Below are 15,976 nucleotides of genomic sequence, written 5' to 3' on the forward strand. Positions count from 1 at the left end.
GCTGCCATGTTACGTACAATCAACTTCATGGGCGTTCGCAACATTGCGTTCGGCGCCACAGTGCTCCTTACCGTTCTGGCATTGTTCAGCTGGTTCCATAAGGGCCTGAACTACGGGCTGGACTTCACCGGCGGTACGCTCATCGAGCTGACCTACGAGAAGCCGGCCGACGTCACCCTGGTGCGCAACGAACTGGTCAAGGCCGGTTATCACGAAGCCGTGGTGCAGAACTTCGGCGCTACCACCGATCTGCTGGTGCGTATGCCTGGCGAAGACCCGCAACTGGGTCACCAGGTGGCCGAGGCTTTGCAGAAGGTCGGCGGTGATAACCCGGCGTCGGTCAAGCGCGTCGAGTTCGTGGGCCCGCAAGTGGGTGAAGAGCTGCGCGACCAGGGCGGCCTCGGCATGCTGATGGCGCTGGTCGGCATCATGATCTACCTGGCGTTCCGCTTTCAGTGGAAATTCGGCGTCGGCGCCATTGTGTCGCTGATCCATGACGTGATCGTAACCGTAGGCATCCTGGCTTACTTTCAGGTCACTTTCGACCTGACGGTGCTGGCGGCGGTGCTGGCGATCATTGGTTATTCGCTCAACGACACCATCGTGGTATTCGACCGGGTTCGCGAGAACTTCCGTGTACTGCGCAAGGCGACGTTGATCGAGAACATCAACATCTCCACCACCCAGACCCTGCTGCGGACCATGGCCACGTCGATTTCCACCTTGCTGGCGATCGCGGCGTTGATGATCTTCGGTGGCGACAACCTGTGGGGCTTCTCCCTGGCGCTGTTCATCGGCGTTCTGGCGGGTACCTACTCGTCGATCTACATCGCCAACGTGGTGTTGATCTGGCTGAACCTCAACAGCGAAGACCTGATTCCTCCGGCCATCACCGACAAGGAAGTCGACGATCGTCCTTGATGGGCGCTTGTTGATCGTTGTTACAAAGAAGGCACGAGTATTGAACTCGTGCCTTTTTTTTTGCTCCAAGGCTGGGTATAGCGCGGACCTTTCGGTTCGTTTGTGATGGTCAGGAGGTTCAACGTGAACAAGTCGTTACTGGTTGGTGCGGTATTGGGTGCTGTCGGTGTAACTGCCGGGGGTGCTGTCGCCACCTACAGCCTGGTAAAAAGCGGCCCTGAGTATGCGCAAGTACTGGCGGTGCAGCCGGTCAAGACCCAGATCAAAACCCCGCGTGAGGTCTGCAAGGACGTCACCGTGACCCGGCAGCGTCCGGTGCAGGATCAGCATCAAATCGCCGGTACCGTCGTCGGCGCCCTCGCAGGTGGCCTGCTGGGTAACCAGATCGGCGGCGGCAACGGTAAGAAACTGGCCACCGTGGCCGGTGCGGTAGGTGGTGGTTACGCCGGCAACAAGGTGCAGGAAGGTATGCAGAACCGCGATACCTACACCACCACGCAAACCCGTTGTAACACCGTCAACGACATCAGCGACAAGGTTGTCGGCTATGACGTACGGTACACCTTGGATGGCAAGGAAGGTTCGGTGCGCATGGATCGTGATCCAGGCGGCCAGATTCCGGTCGACAAGGAGGGTCGTCTCGTCCTCGGTCAAAACCAGCAGTAATACTCGTCCAGACGCAGATTCAATGGCGTGTGCAGTTCAGAATGCGGGAGGGGCTAGCCCCCTCCCGCATTTTATTTGTGGTGCTCTTGGCATTTAGGCTCGCACCAAATCCCAGGCACAAAAAAAGCACCCCGAAGGGTGCTTTTTTTTTGCTCGCTCGCTTAACGCTTCAGCGAGGCCGGCAGGTGCGGCTGGATCGCCGTCAGAACTGCCTTGAAGCATTTGGTGTTACCGGCAACGACGTGGCCTTTTTCCAGGAAGTCGTGACCGCCGGTGAAGTCGCTCACCAGGCCGCCTGCTTCTTGAATCAGCAGTGCGCCTGCGGCCATGTCCCATTCGGACAGGCCCGACTCCCAGAACGCGTCAAAACGACCGGCGGCAACGTAGGCCAGGTCCAGGCTGGCAGCGCCGGCGCGGCGGATGCCGGCGGTCTGGCCAACCAGGGCGCGGAACATGCCAAGGTAGTTTTCCAGGTTATCCATCTGGTCGTCACGGAATGGGAAGCCAGTGCCCAGAAGAGCGCCGTCCAGGCTGGTGCGACCGCTGACGCGCAGGCGACGGCCATTGAGCTGGGCGCCACGGCCACGGCTGGCGGTGAATTCTTCCTGGCGAACCGGGTCGAGTACAACCGCGTGTTCCAAGCGGCCACGGTATTTGCAGGCAATACTCACGGCAAAGTGCGGGATACCGCGCAGGAAGTTGGTGGTGCCGTCCAGTGGATCGATGATCCACAGGTAGTCTTCGCCTTCGCCGCTGCCTTTGTGCAAACCGGTTTCTTCGCCGAGGATGCCGTGGGTAGGGTAGGCCTTGCGCAGCGCATCGATGATTTTCTGTTCGGCGGCGCGATCCACCTCGGATACATAATCCTTGGCGTCTTTTTCGTCGACCTTGATGGTATCCAGGCGCTCGATGGAGCGGAAGATCAATTCACTGGCGCTGCGGGCGGCGCGCAGCGCGATATTCAGCATGGGCTGCATGGATGTGTCACCTAAGGTTGTTAAAGAAAGCCGGGCATTCTAGCAGAAACTTTCTTCAGGTGAAGGACGACGTTCGCTTTCATGGCATAACCTTAGGCTGTTCTGTAAGATTTGCTCCCCTTTCCTGTGTCCGAGAGCGCCTCCCTTGCTGCAAAACATTCGTGTCGTCTTGGTCAATACCAGTCATCCCGGCAATATCGGTGGGGTGGCGCGAGCCATGAAAAACATGGGGCTGACGCGCCTGGTGCTGGTCGAGCCGCGTGTGTTCCCGCACCACGAGGCTGACGCGCGCGCGTCGGGCGCCAATGACATCCTTGAAAAGGCCCAGGTCGTCGCCACCTTGGAAGATGCCTTGGTCGGTTGCAACCTGGTGCTGGGCACCAGTGCCCGCGACCGTCGTATCCCGTGGCCATTGCTGGACCCGCGAGAGTGCGGGACCAAGGTGGTGGAGGAGGCGGCCGGCGGCGCTGAAATCGCCTTGGTATTTGGCCGTGAAGATTCCGGCCTGACCAATGAGGAGCTGCAGCGATGTCACTTTCATGTGCACATTCCCTCAGACCCCGAGTTCAGTTCGCTGAACCTGGGGGCGGCGGTGCAGGTATTGAGCTATGAAGTGCGCATGGCCTGGCTGGCCGCCGAAGGGCAGCCGAGCAAGGTCGAGAAGGATGAAGTGGCGTCCACTAAAAGTGGTGAGTTGGCCACCATGGACGAGCTGGAGCGATTCTATGAGCATCTGGAACATACTCTGGTGGCCATCGAATTCCTCGATCCTGAAAAACCGCGGCACTTGATGGCGCGCCTGCGCCGCCTGTACGGGCGCAGCTCGGTCAGCCGGGCGGAAATGAATATATTGCGTGGCATCCTCACGGAAACCCAGAAAGCGGCCCGTGGCGAACTCCTCAAGCGGAAGGATTAAAAATGTTCGAGCGTTTGCGAGAAGATATCCAGAGTGTTTTTCACCGTGACCCGGCTGCACGCAACGCCTTTGAAGTGCTGACCTGCTATCCGGGCATGCACGCGATCTGGATCCATCGTCTGTCCGGTGCTTTGTGGAATATGGGCTGGAAATGGCTGGCGCGGCTGGTGTCGAATTTCGGTCGCTGGCTGACCGGGATCGAGATTCATCCGGGCGCCAAGGTGGGGCGGCGCTTCTTCATTGATCACGGCATGGGCATCGTTATTGGTGAAACCGCTGAGATCGGCGACGACGTGACGCTTTATCAAGGCGTGACCCTGGGCGGCACCAGTTGGAATAAAGGTAAGCGCCACCCTACGTTGGGCGATGGTGTGGTGGTCGGGGCGGGCGCCAAGGTGCTTGGTCCGTTCACGGTCGGCGCTGGTGCCAAGGTGGGCTCCAATGCTGTGGTGACCAAGGCGGTTCCGCCTGGCGCCACGGTGGTGGGTATTCCGGGGCGCATCATCGTCAAGCCGGAAGTCGGTGATGAGCAAGAGGCCAAGCGCAAGGCCATGGCCGAGAAAATCGGTTTCGATGCGTATGGCGTCAGCGAAGACATGCCCGACCCGGTCGCACGCGCCATCGGCCAGTTGCTCGACCATCTGCAAGCGGTGGATGGAAAGTTGGATGGTATGTGCGGTGCACTGAAGGAGCTGGGTAGCACTTACTGTGCGAAAGATCTGCCTGAGCTGCGTGAAGAGGACTTCGCCGAAATCAAGGACGAAGCTGTCACGAAGGCCGGCTGAAGCCACCAAACCCCATGGGAGGGGCGAGCCCTCCCAGTTTTTGGCTCCATTGGTCTCGCAATTCCTGGTCGATCCTGTTCTCGCTGTTCGATCCAACCCCATCCTGCTATGATTCGCGCGCCCTTTTTACGGGTAATCCTGACTAAAGTACTAGGTCTTATAGTTGACTTAAATACTCGGGAATCGCATACTTGCTCCCATTCTGAAACACCTTGGTACTTGTCCATGAGACTGACTACAAAAGGCCGATACGCGGTGACTGCCATGCTCGACTTGGCCTTGCACGCGCAAACTGGGCCGGTGTCCCTGGCCGATATCTCCGAGCGTCAAGGCATTTCCCTGTCCTACCTTGAGCAACTGTTCGCCAAATTGCGCCGCAGTAATCTGGTCTCCAGTGTGCGTGGGCCGGGCGGTGGCTATCAATTGTCCCGCGATATGCAGGGCATTCAGGTAGCCCAGGTAATCGACGCGGTCAACGAATCGGTCGATGCCACAAAATGCCAGGGGTTGGGTGACTGCCATGCCGGCGATACCTGCCTTACACATCACTTGTGGTGTGATTTGAGCCTGCAGATCCATGAGTTTTTGAGTGGTATCAGCTTGGCTGATCTTGTGACTCGCCGTGAGGTTCAAGAAGTAGCCCAGCGTCAGGACCAGCGCCGTTGCAACACCAAGGCGCCGCGTCTGGACAAGATTGAAGCGTCCGCCGTCGAGTGACAGCCGCAGAGCTAACGGCACGCCAGCCAGCCTGATTTAGGAGAAAGTCCATGAAATTGCCGATTTACCTTGATTACTCAGCGACCACCCCGGTTGATCCGCGTGTCGCGCAAAAGATGAGCGAATGCCTGCTGGTTGACGGAAACTTCGGCAACCCGGCCTCCCGTTCCCACGTTTTCGGCTGGAAAGCCGAGGAAGCGGTCGAGAACGCTCGTCGCCAGGTTGCTGATCTGGTCGGCGCCGATCCGCGTGAAATCGTCTGGACCTCCGGTGCCACCGAGTCCGATAACCTGGCTATCAAGGGTGCCGCGCATTTCTACGCGACCAAGGGCAAGCACCTGATCACCACCAAGATTGAGCACAAGGCTGTCCTCGACACCATGCGCCAACTGGAGCGTGAAGGTTTCGAGGTGACTTACCTGGAGCCGACCACCGACGGCATCGTCACTCCGGCCATGATCGAAGCCGCGCTGCGTGAAGACACCATCCTGGTTTCCGTGATCCACGTTAACAACGAAATCGGCACCATCAATGACATCGCCGCGATCGGCGAGCTGACCCGCTCCAAGGGCGTGTTGCTGCACGTCGATGCGGCGCAGTCCACTGGCAAGGTCGATATCGATCTGTCGAAGTTGAAAGTCGACCTGATGTCGTTCTCTGCGCACAAGACTTACGGCCCCAAAGGCATTGGCGCGCTGTACGTGAGCCGCAAGCCGCGTGTGCGCATCGAAGCCACCATGCACGGCGGCGGTCACGAGCGCGGTATGCGTTCGGGCACCCTGGCGACCCACCAGATCGTCGGCATGGGTGAGGCGTTCCGTGTAGCCAAGGAAGACATGGCTGCTGAAAACGTGCGCATCAAGGCGTTGAGCGATCGCTTCTTCAAACAGGTCGAGAACCTTGAAGAGCTGTACATCAACGGCAGCATGACCGCCCGCGTACCGCACAATCTGAATTTGAGCTTCAACTACGTCGAAGGCGAGTCGCTGATCATGGCGCTCAAGGACCTGGCGGTTTCCTCCGGTTCGGCCTGCACCTCGGCTTCCCTTGAGCCGTCCTACGTGCTGCGTGCCCTGGGCCGCAACGACGAACTGGCGCACAGCTCGATCCGCTTTACGTTTGGCCGTTTCACCACCGAAGAAGAAGTCGATTACGCCGCGCAGAAAGTCTGCGAAGCGGTCAACAAACTGCGTACGCTGTCGCCGCTGTGGGACATGTACAAAGACGGTGTCGACATTTCCAAAATCGAGTGGGCGGCACACTAACTATAGAAGCCGCCACCCCAGCTCTGTAGGAACGTGGCGGAAAACGCAGGCGTTTCTACAGGGTTCCAGAGCGGCCCTGATGAGTGAGGATTCAGTACCATGGCTTACAGTGAAAAGGTCATCGACCACTACGAAAACCCGCGCAACGTCGGCAAGATGGACGCGCAAGACCCGGATGTCGGCACCGGCATGGTCGGCGCTCCCGCGTGCGGCGATGTGATGCGCCTGCAGATCAAGGTCAACGACGCTGGCGTGATTGAAGACGCTAAGTTCAAGACCTACGGTTGCGGTTCGGCCATCGCCTCCAGCTCCCTGGCGACCGAATGGATGAAAGGCAAGACCCTGGATGAAGCTGTCACCATCAGCAACACCCAGCTGGCTGAAGAGCTGGCGCTGCCGCCCGTGAAAATCCACTGCTCCGTGCTCGCTGAAGACGCCATCAAGGCCGCCGTTCGCGACTACAAGCAGAAGAAAGGCTTGATCTAAGCATTTGGCGACGAGTAAGGAGTCAACGATGGCTATCAGCATGACAGAAGCGGCTGCGCGGCACGTGCGACGCTCCCTGGATGGGCGCGGTAAAGGTGAGGGGATTCGTCTGGGTGTTCGCACCACAGGCTGTTCCGGCCTTGCCTACGTGCTGGAGTTTGTCGACGAGGTAGTGGCGGAAGACCAGGTGTTCGAGAGTCACGGCGAGAAGGTGATCATCGATCCTAAAAGCCTGACCTACCTGGACGGCACCGAACTCGATTTCGTCAAGGAAGGGTTGAACGAAGGCTTCAAGTTCAACAACCCCAACGTTCGCGGTGAATGTGGCTGCGGCGAAAGCTTCAACATCTGAGGCTACTCGTGGGTACTCCTTGTCATTTCGCTTTATTCGAGTTGCAGCCGAGCTTTCGGCTCGACCTTGAGCAGCTTGCCACGCGCTATCGAGAGTTGGCGCGTGGGGTGCATCCGGACCGCTTTGCCGACGCTTCCGAGCGTGAGCAGCGCCTGGCGCTGGAGCAATCGGCCAGCCTCAACGAAGCCTATCAGACCCTCAAGAGTCCGCCGAAACGCGCGCGCTACCTGCTCGCGATGAACGGGGGCGAGTTGCCGTTGGAAGTCACCGTGCATGACCCCGACTTTCTGATGCAGCAGATGCAGTGGCGCGAGGAGCTGGAAGACTTGCAGGACGACGCCGATCTGGCGGGCGTCGCGGTCTTCAAGCGACGCCTGAAAACGGCCCAGGATGAGCTCAACGAAAGCTTCGCAGCCTGTTGGGATGATGCAGCGCAACGCGAACAGGCCGAACGCCTGATGCGGCGCATGCAGTTTCTCGACAAGCTCTCCTACGAAGTGCGCCAGCTAGAAGAGCGCCTCGACGATTAACCCAGTGCTGCCCCGTTGCACGCCTGATAGACAGATAAGACCTGATTACCATGGCTCTACTGCAGATCGCCGAACCCGGCCAAAGCCCACAACCGCACCAGCGACGCCTGGCGGTGGGGATTGACCTGGGCACCACCAATTCCCTGGTCGCTGCCTTGCGCAGCGGCCTATCTGAGCCATTGCCCGATGCCGATGGCCAGGTGATCCTGCCGTCCGCCGTGCGTTACCACGCTGACAGCGTCGAAGTAGGCGAATCAGCCAGGCTCGCGGCCTCGGCCGACCCGCTCAACACGGTGCTTTCTGTTAAACGCCTGATGGGCCGTGGGCTATCCGACGTCAAGCAATTGGGCGATCAACTGCCGTATCGCTTTGTTGGCGGCGAGTCCCATATGCCGTTTATCGACACCGTCCAGGGCCCAAAAAGCCCGGTGGAAGTGTCGGCGGAAATTCTCAAGGTGCTGCGCTTGCGCGCGGAAACCACCCTGGGTGGCGAGCTGGTTGGCGCGGTGATTACCGTGCCCGCGTACTTCGATGACGCACAGCGCCAAGCCACCAAAGACGCGGCGAAGCTCGCCGGTCTGAATGTGCTGCGTTTGCTCAATGAGCCGACTGCGGCCGCAGTAGCCTATGGCCTGGACCAGCACGCCGAAGGCCTGGTCGCTATTTATGACCTGGGTGGCGGCACCTTTGATATCTCCATCCTGCGCCTGACCGGTGGTGTGTTCGAAGTGCTGGCCACCGGCGGCGATAGTGCCCTGGGCGGTGATGACTTCGATCACGCCATCGCGGGTTGGATCATCAGCGGCGCGGGCTTGTCCGCCGATCTCGATCCGGGCGCGCAGCGCAACCTGCTACAAACTGCCTGTGCGGCGAAAGAGGCGTTGACTGACGCCGCGTCCGTTGAAGTTTCCTACGGCGACTGGTCGGCTCAACTGACTCGCGAGACCTTCGATGCGCTGATCGAGCCGATGGTTGCCCGCAGCCTCAAGGCATGCCGCCGTGCCGTGCGCGACTCCGGTATCGAGCTGGAAGAAGTAGGGGCTGTGGTGATGGTCGGTGGCTCCACCCGTGTGCCGCGCGTGCGAGAGGCCGTGGCTGAGGCGTTTGGTCGTCAGCCGTTGACTGAAATCGACCCGGATCAGGTAGTTGCCATCGGTGCAGCCATCCAGGCCGATACTTTGGCCGGTAACAAGCGCGATGGCGGCGAATTGCTGTTACTCGACGTGATTCCGTTGTCGCTGGGTCTGGAAACCATGGGCGGCCTGATGGAGAAGGTGATTCCACGTAACACCACCATCCCCGTTGCCCGTGCCCAAGATTTCACCACGTACAAAGACGGCCAAACGGCCATGATGATTCATGTGCTGCAAGGCGAGCGCGAGCTGATCAGTGACTGCCGCTCCCTGGCGCGCTTCGAACTGCGCGGCATTCCGGCGATGGTTGCCGGTGCGGCGAAGATTCGCGTGACGTTCCAGGTCGACGCCGATGGATTGCTCAATGTGGCCGCGCGCGAACTGGGCTCGGGTGTTGAAGCCAGCATCCAGGTCAAGCCGTCCTACGGCCTGACCGACGGCGAAATCGCCAAAATGCTCAAGGATTCGTTCCAGCACGCCAGTGACGACAAGGTCGCCCGGGTGTTGCGCGAACAGCAAGTGGACGCCCAGCGTCTGCTCGAGGCGGTGCAGGGCGCCCTGGATGTCGATGGCGAACGCCTGCTGGACGCTGAAGAACGCATGGTCATTGACTTGCAGATGCAGGAATTGGCCGAACTGATGAAAGGTAACGATGGTTATGCCATCGAACAGCAGACCAAGCGCCTGTCGCAAGTCACCGATGCCTTTGCCGCCCGCCGTATGGATCAGACGGTTAAAGCCGCGCTGGCGGGCCGCAACCTGAATGAAATTGAGGAATAACTGATGCCGCAGGTCACTTTTCTACCGCACGCCGAGCATTGCCCGGATGGCATGGTCGTGCAGGCTGAGACCGGCAAGTCCCTTCTTGAAGTTGCCCATGACCACCACATCGAGATCGAAAGTGCCTGTGGTGGCGTGAACGCCTGTACCACCTGCCACTGCATCATTCGTAAAGGTTTTGATAGCCTCAACGAGGCCGACGATCTGGAAGAAGACTACCTTGACAGGGCGTGGGGCCTTGAGCCGACATCGCGCCTGAGTTGCCAGGCGAGAGTGGGAACTGAAGATCTCACTGTGGAAATCCCGAAATATTCGCTCAACCATGCAGCCGAAGCGCCGCATTGATTCAAGGAAATGTCATGAGCCTGAAATGGGTTGATGTACAAGAAATCGCTATACAACTTGCTGAAGCTCACCCTGAGGTCAATCCTCTAACGGTCAACTTCGTCAAGTTGCGTAATTTGGTATTGGAGCTGCCTGACTTTGACGACGTCCCGGACCGGGGCGGCGAAAAGGTTCTGGAGGCGATTCAAGGCCTGTGGATCGAAGAAGCAGACTGAACCGCCTTTTTACGCAGTTAGGCAATACCCAATAACCCGCGTATAATTCGCGGGTTTAATTTTTCGTAAATTACCGTTTCTGGAGTTACACCATGGCTGTTCAACGCACTTTCTCCATCATCAAGCCTGACGCTGTTGCAAAAAACGTCATCGGCGAGATCACCACTCGTTTCGAAAAAGCCGGCCTGAAGGTGGTAGCTTCGAAACTCAAGCAACTGTCCAAAGCTGAAGCTGAAGGCTTCTACGCTGAGCACAAAGAGCGTGGTTTCTTCGGTGACCTGGTTGCTTTCATGATCTCCGGTCCTGTTGTCGTTCAGGTGCTGGAAGGCGAAAACGCTATCGCTCTGAACCGTGAGCTGATGGGCGCTACCAACCCTAAAGAAGCAGCTGCCGGCACCATCCGTGCCGATTTCGCTGAATCCATCGACGCCAACGCTGTACACGGTTCGGACTCCGAAGCCGCTGCCGCTCGCGAAATCTCGTACTTCTTCGCAGCTACTGAAGTAACCACTCGCTAAGCATCGGCTTAAGAGTGAAGGTGAATCCATGACTACATCGACTGTAAAAACCAACCTGCTGGGTCTGACTCAACAGGAAATGGAAAAATTCTTCGACTCAATCGGGGAGAAGCGTTTCCGTGCCGGTCAGGTAATGAAGTGGATTCACCACTTTGGCGTCGACGATTTCGACGCCATGACGAACGTCAGCAAGGCCTTGCGCGACAAGCTCAAGGCCATTGCTGAGGTCCGTGGTCCCGAAGTGGTCAGCGAGGACATTTCCAGCGACGGCACCCGTAAGTGGGTGGTGCGTGTGGCGTCCGGCAGCTGCGTCGAGACCGTTTACATTCCCCAGGGCAAGCGCGGCACATTGTGCGTTTCGTCCCAGGCAGGCTGTGCCCTGGATTGCAGTTTCTGCTCCACCGGCAAGCAAGGCTTCAATAGCAACCTCACGGCCGCCGAAGTCATCGGCCAGGTGTGGATTGCCAACAAATCCTTTGGCAGCGTCCCGGCAACCGTCGACCGTGCCATCACCAACGTGGTGATGATGGGCATGGGTGAGCCGCTGCTGAACTTCGACAACGTCGTTTCGGCCATGCACCTGATGATGGACGACCTGGGCTACGGCATCTCCAAGCGCCGTGTGACCCTCTCGACCTCCGGCGTGGTGCCGATGATCGATGAGCTGTCCAAGCACATCGACGTCTCCCTGGCGTTGTCGCTGCACGCACCCAATGACGCATTGCGTAACCAATTGGTGCCGATCAACAAGAAGTATCCGCTTAAGATGCTGCTCGAATCTTGCCAGCGCTACATGTCGTCCCTGGGCGAAAAGCGCGTGCTGACCATCGAGTACACCTTGCTCAAAGACATCAACGACAAGGTCGAACACGCCGTCGAGATGATCGAGTTGCTCAAGAACATCCCGTGCAAGATCAACCTGATTCCGTTTAACCCGTTTCCCCATTCTGGCTACGAGCGGCCGAGCAACAACGCCATCCGTCGTTTCCAGGATCAACTGCACCAGGCCGGCTTCAATGTCACCGTACGCACCACCCGTGGTGAAGACATCGACGCCGCCTGTGGCCAATTGGTAGGACAGGTGCTGGATCGCACCCGTCGCAGCGAACGTTATATTGCGGTGCGCGAACTGAGCGCCGCCGACGATATGCCGCAAAGCGCTGTGAATCGAACCTGAGAGAGGATCTCTATGCCCTTGCGCCTTGCGCTGCTTCTGCTGATTACCGGTATCGCCGGGTGTGTTTCATCGGGCCATGACCACCCTTTGCAAACCGGCAAGGGCCGTGACGAAGCGCGAGTCGCTTATGTGCAGTTGGGGTTGGGCTATTTGCAGCAGGGCATGAGCGAACAGGCCAAGGTGCCGTTGAAAAAGGCCCTTGAGCTGGACGGCGATGATGCCGATGCTAATGCAGCGTTGGCGCTGGTCTTTCAAGCCCAGGCCGAGCCGGAGCTGGCTGACGGTTATTTCAAGAAGGCCCTGGCTGCCCGTCCTGACGACCCACGGTTGCTGAACAACTACGGTAGCTTCCTGTTCGCGCAGAAACGATATGAGCAGGCCGCCGATTATTTCCAACGAGCAAGCGTTGATACTCTCTACCCTGAGCGCTCGCGGGTATTCGAAAATCTCGGGGTTACTGCGGTGCGCCTCGGCCAGCGTGAAGACGCCCGCCGGCATCTGGAAAAGGCTCTGCATTTGAACGCTCGCCAGCCGCGTGCCTTGCTCGAAATGGCTGAGTTGTCTTATGAAGACAGGCATTATGTGCCGGCCCGCGACTATTACGAACGTTTTAGCCTGCTCAGCGGGCAAAATGCACGTAGTCTATTGCTCGGCGTGCGCCTGGCGACGGTTCATGAAGAACGCGACACGGCCGCACGGTTTGGCCAGCAACTCGAACGACTCTATCCCGGTACCCCGGAATATCAGCAATACCTGTCGGAGCAATGATGAAAGCGGCGCACCCGGAAGTTGTAGCAGCTAATCGCGTAAACCCAGGCGAGACCTTGCGTCAGGCCCGCGAAAGCAATGGTTGGTCGCTGGCGGAAGTGGCCCTCAAGCTCAATTTGACCACTACGTCCCTGTCTAACCTTGAAGCAGGCGCGTTCGACAAGTTGCCTGGGCATACCTTCGCCCGTGGCTATATCCGCGCTTATGCCAAATTGCTCGGTATCGACCAGACCGTATTGGTTCAGGAGTTCGACCAGTACACCGGCACCGACTCCCAAGGCAGCAGCGTGCATGGCCTGGGACGTATCGAAGAGCCGGTACGCGTTTCTCACACTATTTTGCGAATTGTTAGCCTTTTGCTGCTGATCGCCGTAATTGGCGGCGGTTTTGTCTGGTGGCAAGACCAGACCTCCCAGCGCACCAAGGACATGACCAGTAACGCCATGGAGCATGTCGAAGTCGAAAGCGCCGATGGCACCACCCAGATTCATCCGCTGGATGAGCCGGAAGACCAGGCCGTTGTCGAGGGGCAGACCACGCCTGAGGCGCCGTTGGCCACTGAGCAACCGCTCGCATCGGAAACCGCTCCGGCTGCGACCGCGCCTGCGGCCCCCGCAACACCGGCTGCGCCTGCCGCTCAAGCCCATGTGCCTGCCGTGCCCGCACAGGCTCCAGCAACCGCCGCCCCGGCTGCTCCGGCCACCCCGGCGATTTCGCCGCCCACCACGCCTGCGTTGATTGCCGGTGACGGGCGCGTACAGATCACTTTCATCGCTGATTGCTGGACGCAGCTCACCGATGGCAATGGCAAAGTGCTGTTTAGCGGTCTCAAGCGCAAGGGCGATACGCTGGACCAGGGCGGCAAGCCTCCTTTGACGCTGCGTCTGGGCTACGCCCGAGGCGCACAAGTGGCCTATAACGGCCAGCCTGTGGACGTGGCGCCGTTCACCAGTGGCGAGACCGCTCGCCTCAAGTTGGGACAATAGTCATGCACGGCGAATCTCCAATCAAACGTCGCGTATCGCGCAAGATCTGGGTCGGCTCGGTGCCGGTGGGCGGCGATGCTCCCATCGCGGTGCAGAGCATGACCAACAGCGACACCAATGATGTGGCCGCAACCGTTGCCCAGATCAATCGCCTGGAAGCTGCCGGCGTGGACATCGTGCGGGTGTCCGTGCCGGACATGGATGCCGCTGAGGCATTCGGTCGTATCAAGCAATTGGTCAAAGTGCCGTTGGTGGCCGACATTCACTTCGACTACCGCATTGCGTTGCGCGTTGCCGAGCTGGGTGTGGACTGCCTGCGCATCAACCCGGGCAACATCGGTCGCGAAGACCGCGTGCGTGCGGTGGTGGATGCCGCGCGTGATCGTGGGATCCCTATCCGTATCGGCGTCAACGCCGGTTCCCTGGAAAAAGACCTGCAAAAAAAATACGGCGAGCCAACCCCGGCGGCGCTGGTTGAGTCGGCGTTGCGCCACGTTGAACATCTGGAGCGCCTGAATTTCCAGGACTTCAAGGTCAGCGTAAAGGCCTCCGATGTGTTCATGGCGGTAGAAGCCTACCGTTTATTGGCCAAGGAAATCGTGCAGCCGCTGCACCTGGGTATCACCGAAGCGGGCGGTTTGCGCTCAGGCACAGTGAAATCTGCTGTGGGTCTCGGTATGCTGCTCGCCGAAGGGATTGGCGATACCATCCGCATCTCCCTGGCGGCAGACCCGGTAGAGGAAGTGAAAGTCGGCTACGACATTCTCAAATCCCTGCATTTGCGTTCCCGAGGCATCAACTTCATCGCCTGCCCGAGCTGCTCGCGGCAGAATTTCGACGTGGTGAAAACCATGAACGATCTGGAAGGGCGCCTCGAAGATCTGCTGGTACCGCTGGATGTCGCGGTGATCGGTTGTGTGGTCAACGGGCCGGGTGAAGCCAAGGAAGCCCATATTGGCTTGACCGGCGGTACACCGAACCTGATTTACATCGACGGCAAACCGTCGCAGAAGTTGACGAATGACAATCTGGTGGATGAGCTTGAACGGCTGATCCGCGAGAAAGCGGCCGAGAAGGTCGCGGCTGACGCAGCGCTGATCGCACGCGGCTAAGAACGAATTTAAGGATTTGATGTGAGCAAGTCTCTGCAAGCCATTCGTGGCATGAACGACATCCTGCCCGACCAGACGCCACTGTGGCGCTATTTTGAGGGAACTGTCGCGCGCCTGCTGGATAACTACGGTTACAAGCAGATCCGCATGCCAATCGTCGAGTTCACCGAGTTGTTCAAGCGCTCCATCGGTGAAGTGACCGACATCGTCGAAAAAGAGATGTACACCTTCGAAGACCGCAACGGCGACTCCCTGACCCTGCGTCCGGAAGGTACTGCCGCCTGCGTGCGCGCAGTACTCGAACACGGCCTGACCGGTGGCGGCCAGCCGCAGAAACTGTGGTACATCGGCCCCATGTTTCGTCACGAGCGTCCGCAGAAGGGCCGTTATCGCCAGTTTCATCAGATCGGCCTGGAAGTGTTCAACCTCGATGGCCCGGACATTGACGCCGAATTGATCGTGCTGACATGGCGCCTGTGGGGCATGCTGGGCATCCGCGATGCGGTCAAGCTTGAACTCAACAGCCTGGGCACCAGCGAGTCCCGTGGGCGCTATCGCGAAGCCCTGGTTGAATTCCTGTCCGCGCGCGTGGATCAGTTGGATGAAGACAGCCAGCGCCGTCTGAAGACCAACCCGCTGCGCGTGCTGGACACCAAGAACGCCGATACCCAGGCGGTCCTGGTCGATGCGCCGAAAATGGCCGATTACCTGGACGACGAATCCCGCACGCACTTCGAAGGCCTCAAGGCTCGCCTCGATGCGGCCGGTATTCCCTACGTGATCAATCCGAAATTGGTACGTGGCCTGGATTACTACAGCAAAACCGTATTCGAATGGGTTACCGACAAGCTCGGCGCCCAGGGCACCGTGTGTGCCGGTGGCCGTTATGATGGCCTGGTCGAGCAGATGGGCGGCAAGCCGACCACCGGCGTAGGTTTTGCCATGGGCATCGAGCGCTTGATCCTGCTACTGGAAACCCTGGAGCAGGTGCCGGAAGAAATTTCCCGTCAGGTGGATGTGTACCTGTGCGCCTTTGGCGAGGCCGCCGAGTTGGCTGCACTGGCCTTGAGCGAAAAGGTGCGCGACCAACTGCCAAACCTGCGCCTGCAGATCAACGCCGGCGCGGGCAGCTTCAAGAGTCAGTTCAAGAAAGCCGACAAGAGCGGTGCGTTGTACGCATTGATCCTGGGCGATGACGAGTTGGCCCAGCAAGTGATAGGTTTCAAACCCCTGCGTGGCCAGGGCGAGCAACAGAATATTGCCTTTGATGCGCTCGCAGCGCACTTGGCCACCTGCGTCGTGCAGGGTTGAAGCTGTCGAACAGCCG

At 59.0% G+C, this 15,976-nt stretch carries 19 protein-coding genes; 18 read left to right on the forward strand and 1 reads right to left on the reverse strand.

The annotated features are described in order from the left end of the window. Positions 1-6: 6 nt before the first annotated feature. A complete protein-coding gene (gene secF, locus K1567_RS21390; protein ID WP_034115036.1) occupies positions 7-921 on the forward strand; it encodes a protein translocase subunit SecF in 915 nt (304 codons plus the stop codon). A gap of 123 nt (positions 922-1,044) precedes the next feature. Then, positions 1,045-1,587, forward strand: a complete 543-nt coding sequence (locus K1567_RS21395; RefSeq protein ID WP_034100446.1) for a glycine zipper 2TM domain-containing protein — start codon at positions 1,045-1,047, stop codon at positions 1,585-1,587. A gap of 161 nt (positions 1,588-1,748) precedes the next feature. Here the strand turns inward: K1567_RS21395 and suhB are convergent, their stop codons facing one another. Continuing rightward, the gene (gene suhB / locus K1567_RS21400) at positions 1,749-2,564 is read right to left on the reverse strand and encodes an inositol-phosphate phosphatase (protein WP_003175971.1); all 816 of its coding nucleotides are present in this window, start codon (positions 2,562-2,564) and stop codon (positions 1,749-1,751) included. Between the two features lie 145 nt (positions 2,565-2,709). Here suhB and trmJ point away from each other — a divergent pair, with 145 nt between their 5' ends. From trmJ to hisS, 16 genes are all read left to right on the forward strand, one after another. Next, positions 2,710-3,480 (forward strand): tRNA (cytosine(32)/uridine(32)-2'-O)-methyltransferase TrmJ, encoded by a 771-nt coding sequence (trmJ, locus tag K1567_RS21405; protein ID WP_034100444.1) that lies wholly within the window; start codon positions 2,710-2,712, stop codon positions 3,478-3,480. 2 nt (positions 3,481-3,482) lie between these two features. Then, on the forward strand, positions 3,483-4,265 hold the full coding sequence (gene cysE / locus K1567_RS21410; protein ID WP_034100442.1) for a serine O-acetyltransferase: 783 nt from the start codon (positions 3,483-3,485) through the stop codon (positions 4,263-4,265). Between the two features lie 225 nt (positions 4,266-4,490). Continuing rightward, a complete protein-coding gene (iscR, locus tag K1567_RS21415) occupies positions 4,491-4,982 on the forward strand; it encodes a Fe-S cluster assembly transcriptional regulator IscR (protein ID WP_003194020.1) in 492 nt (163 codons plus the stop codon). A 50-nt stretch (positions 4,983-5,032) separates the two neighbouring features. Next, positions 5,033-6,247, forward strand: coding sequence for an IscS subfamily cysteine desulfurase (locus tag K1567_RS21420; RefSeq protein ID WP_034100439.1), 1,215 nt, complete (start codon positions 5,033-5,035; stop codon positions 6,245-6,247). A 99-nt stretch (positions 6,248-6,346) separates the two neighbouring features. Further along, the gene (iscU, locus tag K1567_RS21425; protein WP_034100437.1) at positions 6,347-6,733 is read left to right on the forward strand and encodes a Fe-S cluster assembly scaffold IscU; all 387 of its coding nucleotides are present in this window, start codon (positions 6,347-6,349) and stop codon (positions 6,731-6,733) included. Positions 6,734-6,761: 28 nt separating this feature from the next. After that, the gene (gene iscA / locus K1567_RS21430; protein WP_010565230.1) at positions 6,762-7,085 is read left to right on the forward strand and encodes an iron-sulfur cluster assembly protein IscA; all 324 of its coding nucleotides are present in this window, start codon (positions 6,762-6,764) and stop codon (positions 7,083-7,085) included. An 8-nt stretch (positions 7,086-7,093) separates the two neighbouring features. After that, positions 7,094-7,615 (forward strand): co-chaperone HscB, encoded by a 522-nt coding sequence (gene hscB / locus K1567_RS21435; protein ID WP_034100433.1) that lies wholly within the window; start codon positions 7,094-7,096, stop codon positions 7,613-7,615. Between the two features lie 50 nt (positions 7,616-7,665). Continuing rightward, positions 7,666-9,528 (forward strand): Fe-S protein assembly chaperone HscA, encoded by a 1,863-nt coding sequence (gene hscA, locus K1567_RS21440; protein WP_034115035.1) that lies wholly within the window; start codon positions 7,666-7,668, stop codon positions 9,526-9,528. A gap of 3 nt (positions 9,529-9,531) precedes the next feature. After that, positions 9,532-9,873, forward strand: a complete 342-nt coding sequence (fdx, locus tag K1567_RS21445) for an ISC system 2Fe-2S type ferredoxin (protein ID WP_034100430.1) — start codon at positions 9,532-9,534, stop codon at positions 9,871-9,873. Between the two features lie 14 nt (positions 9,874-9,887). Continuing rightward, on the forward strand, positions 9,888-10,088 hold the full coding sequence (gene iscX, locus K1567_RS21450) for a Fe-S cluster assembly protein IscX (RefSeq protein WP_034100428.1): 201 nt from the start codon (positions 9,888-9,890) through the stop codon (positions 10,086-10,088). 92 nt (positions 10,089-10,180) lie between these two features. After that, positions 10,181-10,606, forward strand: a complete 426-nt coding sequence (ndk, locus tag K1567_RS21455; RefSeq protein WP_034100426.1) for a nucleoside-diphosphate kinase — start codon at positions 10,181-10,183, stop codon at positions 10,604-10,606. A gap of 28 nt (positions 10,607-10,634) precedes the next feature. Beyond that, complete coding sequence (rlmN, locus tag K1567_RS21460) at positions 10,635-11,783, forward strand: 23S rRNA (adenine(2503)-C(2))-methyltransferase RlmN (protein ID WP_034100424.1); 1,149 nt, start codon at positions 10,635-10,637, stop codon at positions 11,781-11,783. A gap of 12 nt (positions 11,784-11,795) precedes the next feature. Further along, positions 11,796-12,551 carry a type IV pilus biogenesis/stability protein PilW gene (gene pilW / locus K1567_RS21465; RefSeq protein ID WP_034100422.1) on the forward strand — a complete coding sequence of 252 codons (756 nt, stop codon included), beginning with the start codon at positions 11,796-11,798 and terminating at the stop codon, positions 12,549-12,551. Next, positions 12,551-13,537, forward strand: a complete 987-nt coding sequence (locus K1567_RS21470; protein ID WP_034100421.1) for a RodZ family helix-turn-helix domain-containing protein — start codon at positions 12,551-12,553, stop codon at positions 13,535-13,537. The genes pilW and K1567_RS21470 overlap by 1 nt, the downstream gene beginning before the upstream one ends. A 2-nt stretch (positions 13,538-13,539) precedes the next feature. Beyond that, complete coding sequence (gene ispG / locus K1567_RS21475; RefSeq protein WP_034100419.1) at positions 13,540-14,649, forward strand: flavodoxin-dependent (E)-4-hydroxy-3-methylbut-2-enyl-diphosphate synthase; 1,110 nt, start codon at positions 13,540-13,542, stop codon at positions 14,647-14,649. A 21-nt stretch (positions 14,650-14,670) separates the two neighbouring features. Further along, positions 14,671-15,960 carry a histidine--tRNA ligase gene (gene hisS, locus K1567_RS21480; protein ID WP_034100417.1) on the forward strand — a complete coding sequence of 430 codons (1,290 nt, stop codon included), beginning with the start codon at positions 14,671-14,673 and terminating at the stop codon, positions 15,958-15,960. Positions 15,961-15,976 lie beyond the last annotated feature (16 nt).

Source organism: Pseudomonas sp. S5F11 (assembly GCF_019641515.1).
Lineage (GTDB): Bacteria > Pseudomonadota > Gammaproteobacteria > Pseudomonadales > Pseudomonadaceae > Aquipseudomonas > Aquipseudomonas rhodesiae.

What these genes read in the sequence shown, in the direction of transcription:
- secF (WP_034115036.1), top strand. Translation starts at nt 7, where the DNA reads ATGTTACGTACAATCAACTTCATGGGCGTTCGCAACATTGCGTTCGGC.
- suhB (WP_003175971.1), bottom strand. Translation starts at nt 2,564, where the DNA reads ATGCAGCCCATGCTGAATATCGCGCTGCGCGCCGCCCGCAGCGCCAGT.
- cysE (WP_034100442.1), top strand. Translation starts at nt 3,483, where the DNA reads ATGTTCGAGCGTTTGCGAGAAGATATCCAGAGTGTTTTTCACCGTGAC.
- iscR (WP_003194020.1), top strand. Translation starts at nt 4,491, where the DNA reads ATGAGACTGACTACAAAAGGCCGATACGCGGTGACTGCCATGCTCGAC.
- K1567_RS21420 (WP_034100439.1), top strand. Translation starts at nt 5,033, where the DNA reads ATGAAATTGCCGATTTACCTTGATTACTCAGCGACCACCCCGGTTGAT.
- iscU (WP_034100437.1), top strand. Translation starts at nt 6,347, where the DNA reads ATGGCTTACAGTGAAAAGGTCATCGACCACTACGAAAACCCGCGCAAC.
- iscA (WP_010565230.1), top strand. Translation starts at nt 6,762, where the DNA reads ATGGCTATCAGCATGACAGAAGCGGCTGCGCGGCACGTGCGACGCTCC.
- hscA (WP_034115035.1), top strand. Translation starts at nt 7,666, where the DNA reads ATGGCTCTACTGCAGATCGCCGAACCCGGCCAAAGCCCACAACCGCAC.
- fdx (WP_034100430.1), top strand. Translation starts at nt 9,532, where the DNA reads ATGCCGCAGGTCACTTTTCTACCGCACGCCGAGCATTGCCCGGATGGC.
- iscX (WP_034100428.1), top strand. Translation starts at nt 9,888, where the DNA reads ATGAGCCTGAAATGGGTTGATGTACAAGAAATCGCTATACAACTTGCT.
- ndk (WP_034100426.1), top strand. Translation starts at nt 10,181, where the DNA reads ATGGCTGTTCAACGCACTTTCTCCATCATCAAGCCTGACGCTGTTGCA.
- rlmN (WP_034100424.1), top strand. Translation starts at nt 10,635, where the DNA reads ATGACTACATCGACTGTAAAAACCAACCTGCTGGGTCTGACTCAACAG.
- pilW (WP_034100422.1), top strand. Translation starts at nt 11,796, where the DNA reads ATGCCCTTGCGCCTTGCGCTGCTTCTGCTGATTACCGGTATCGCCGGG.
- K1567_RS21470 (WP_034100421.1), top strand. Translation starts at nt 12,551, where the DNA reads ATGAAAGCGGCGCACCCGGAAGTTGTAGCAGCTAATCGCGTAAACCCA.
- ispG (WP_034100419.1), top strand. Translation starts at nt 13,540, where the DNA reads ATGCACGGCGAATCTCCAATCAAACGTCGCGTATCGCGCAAGATCTGG.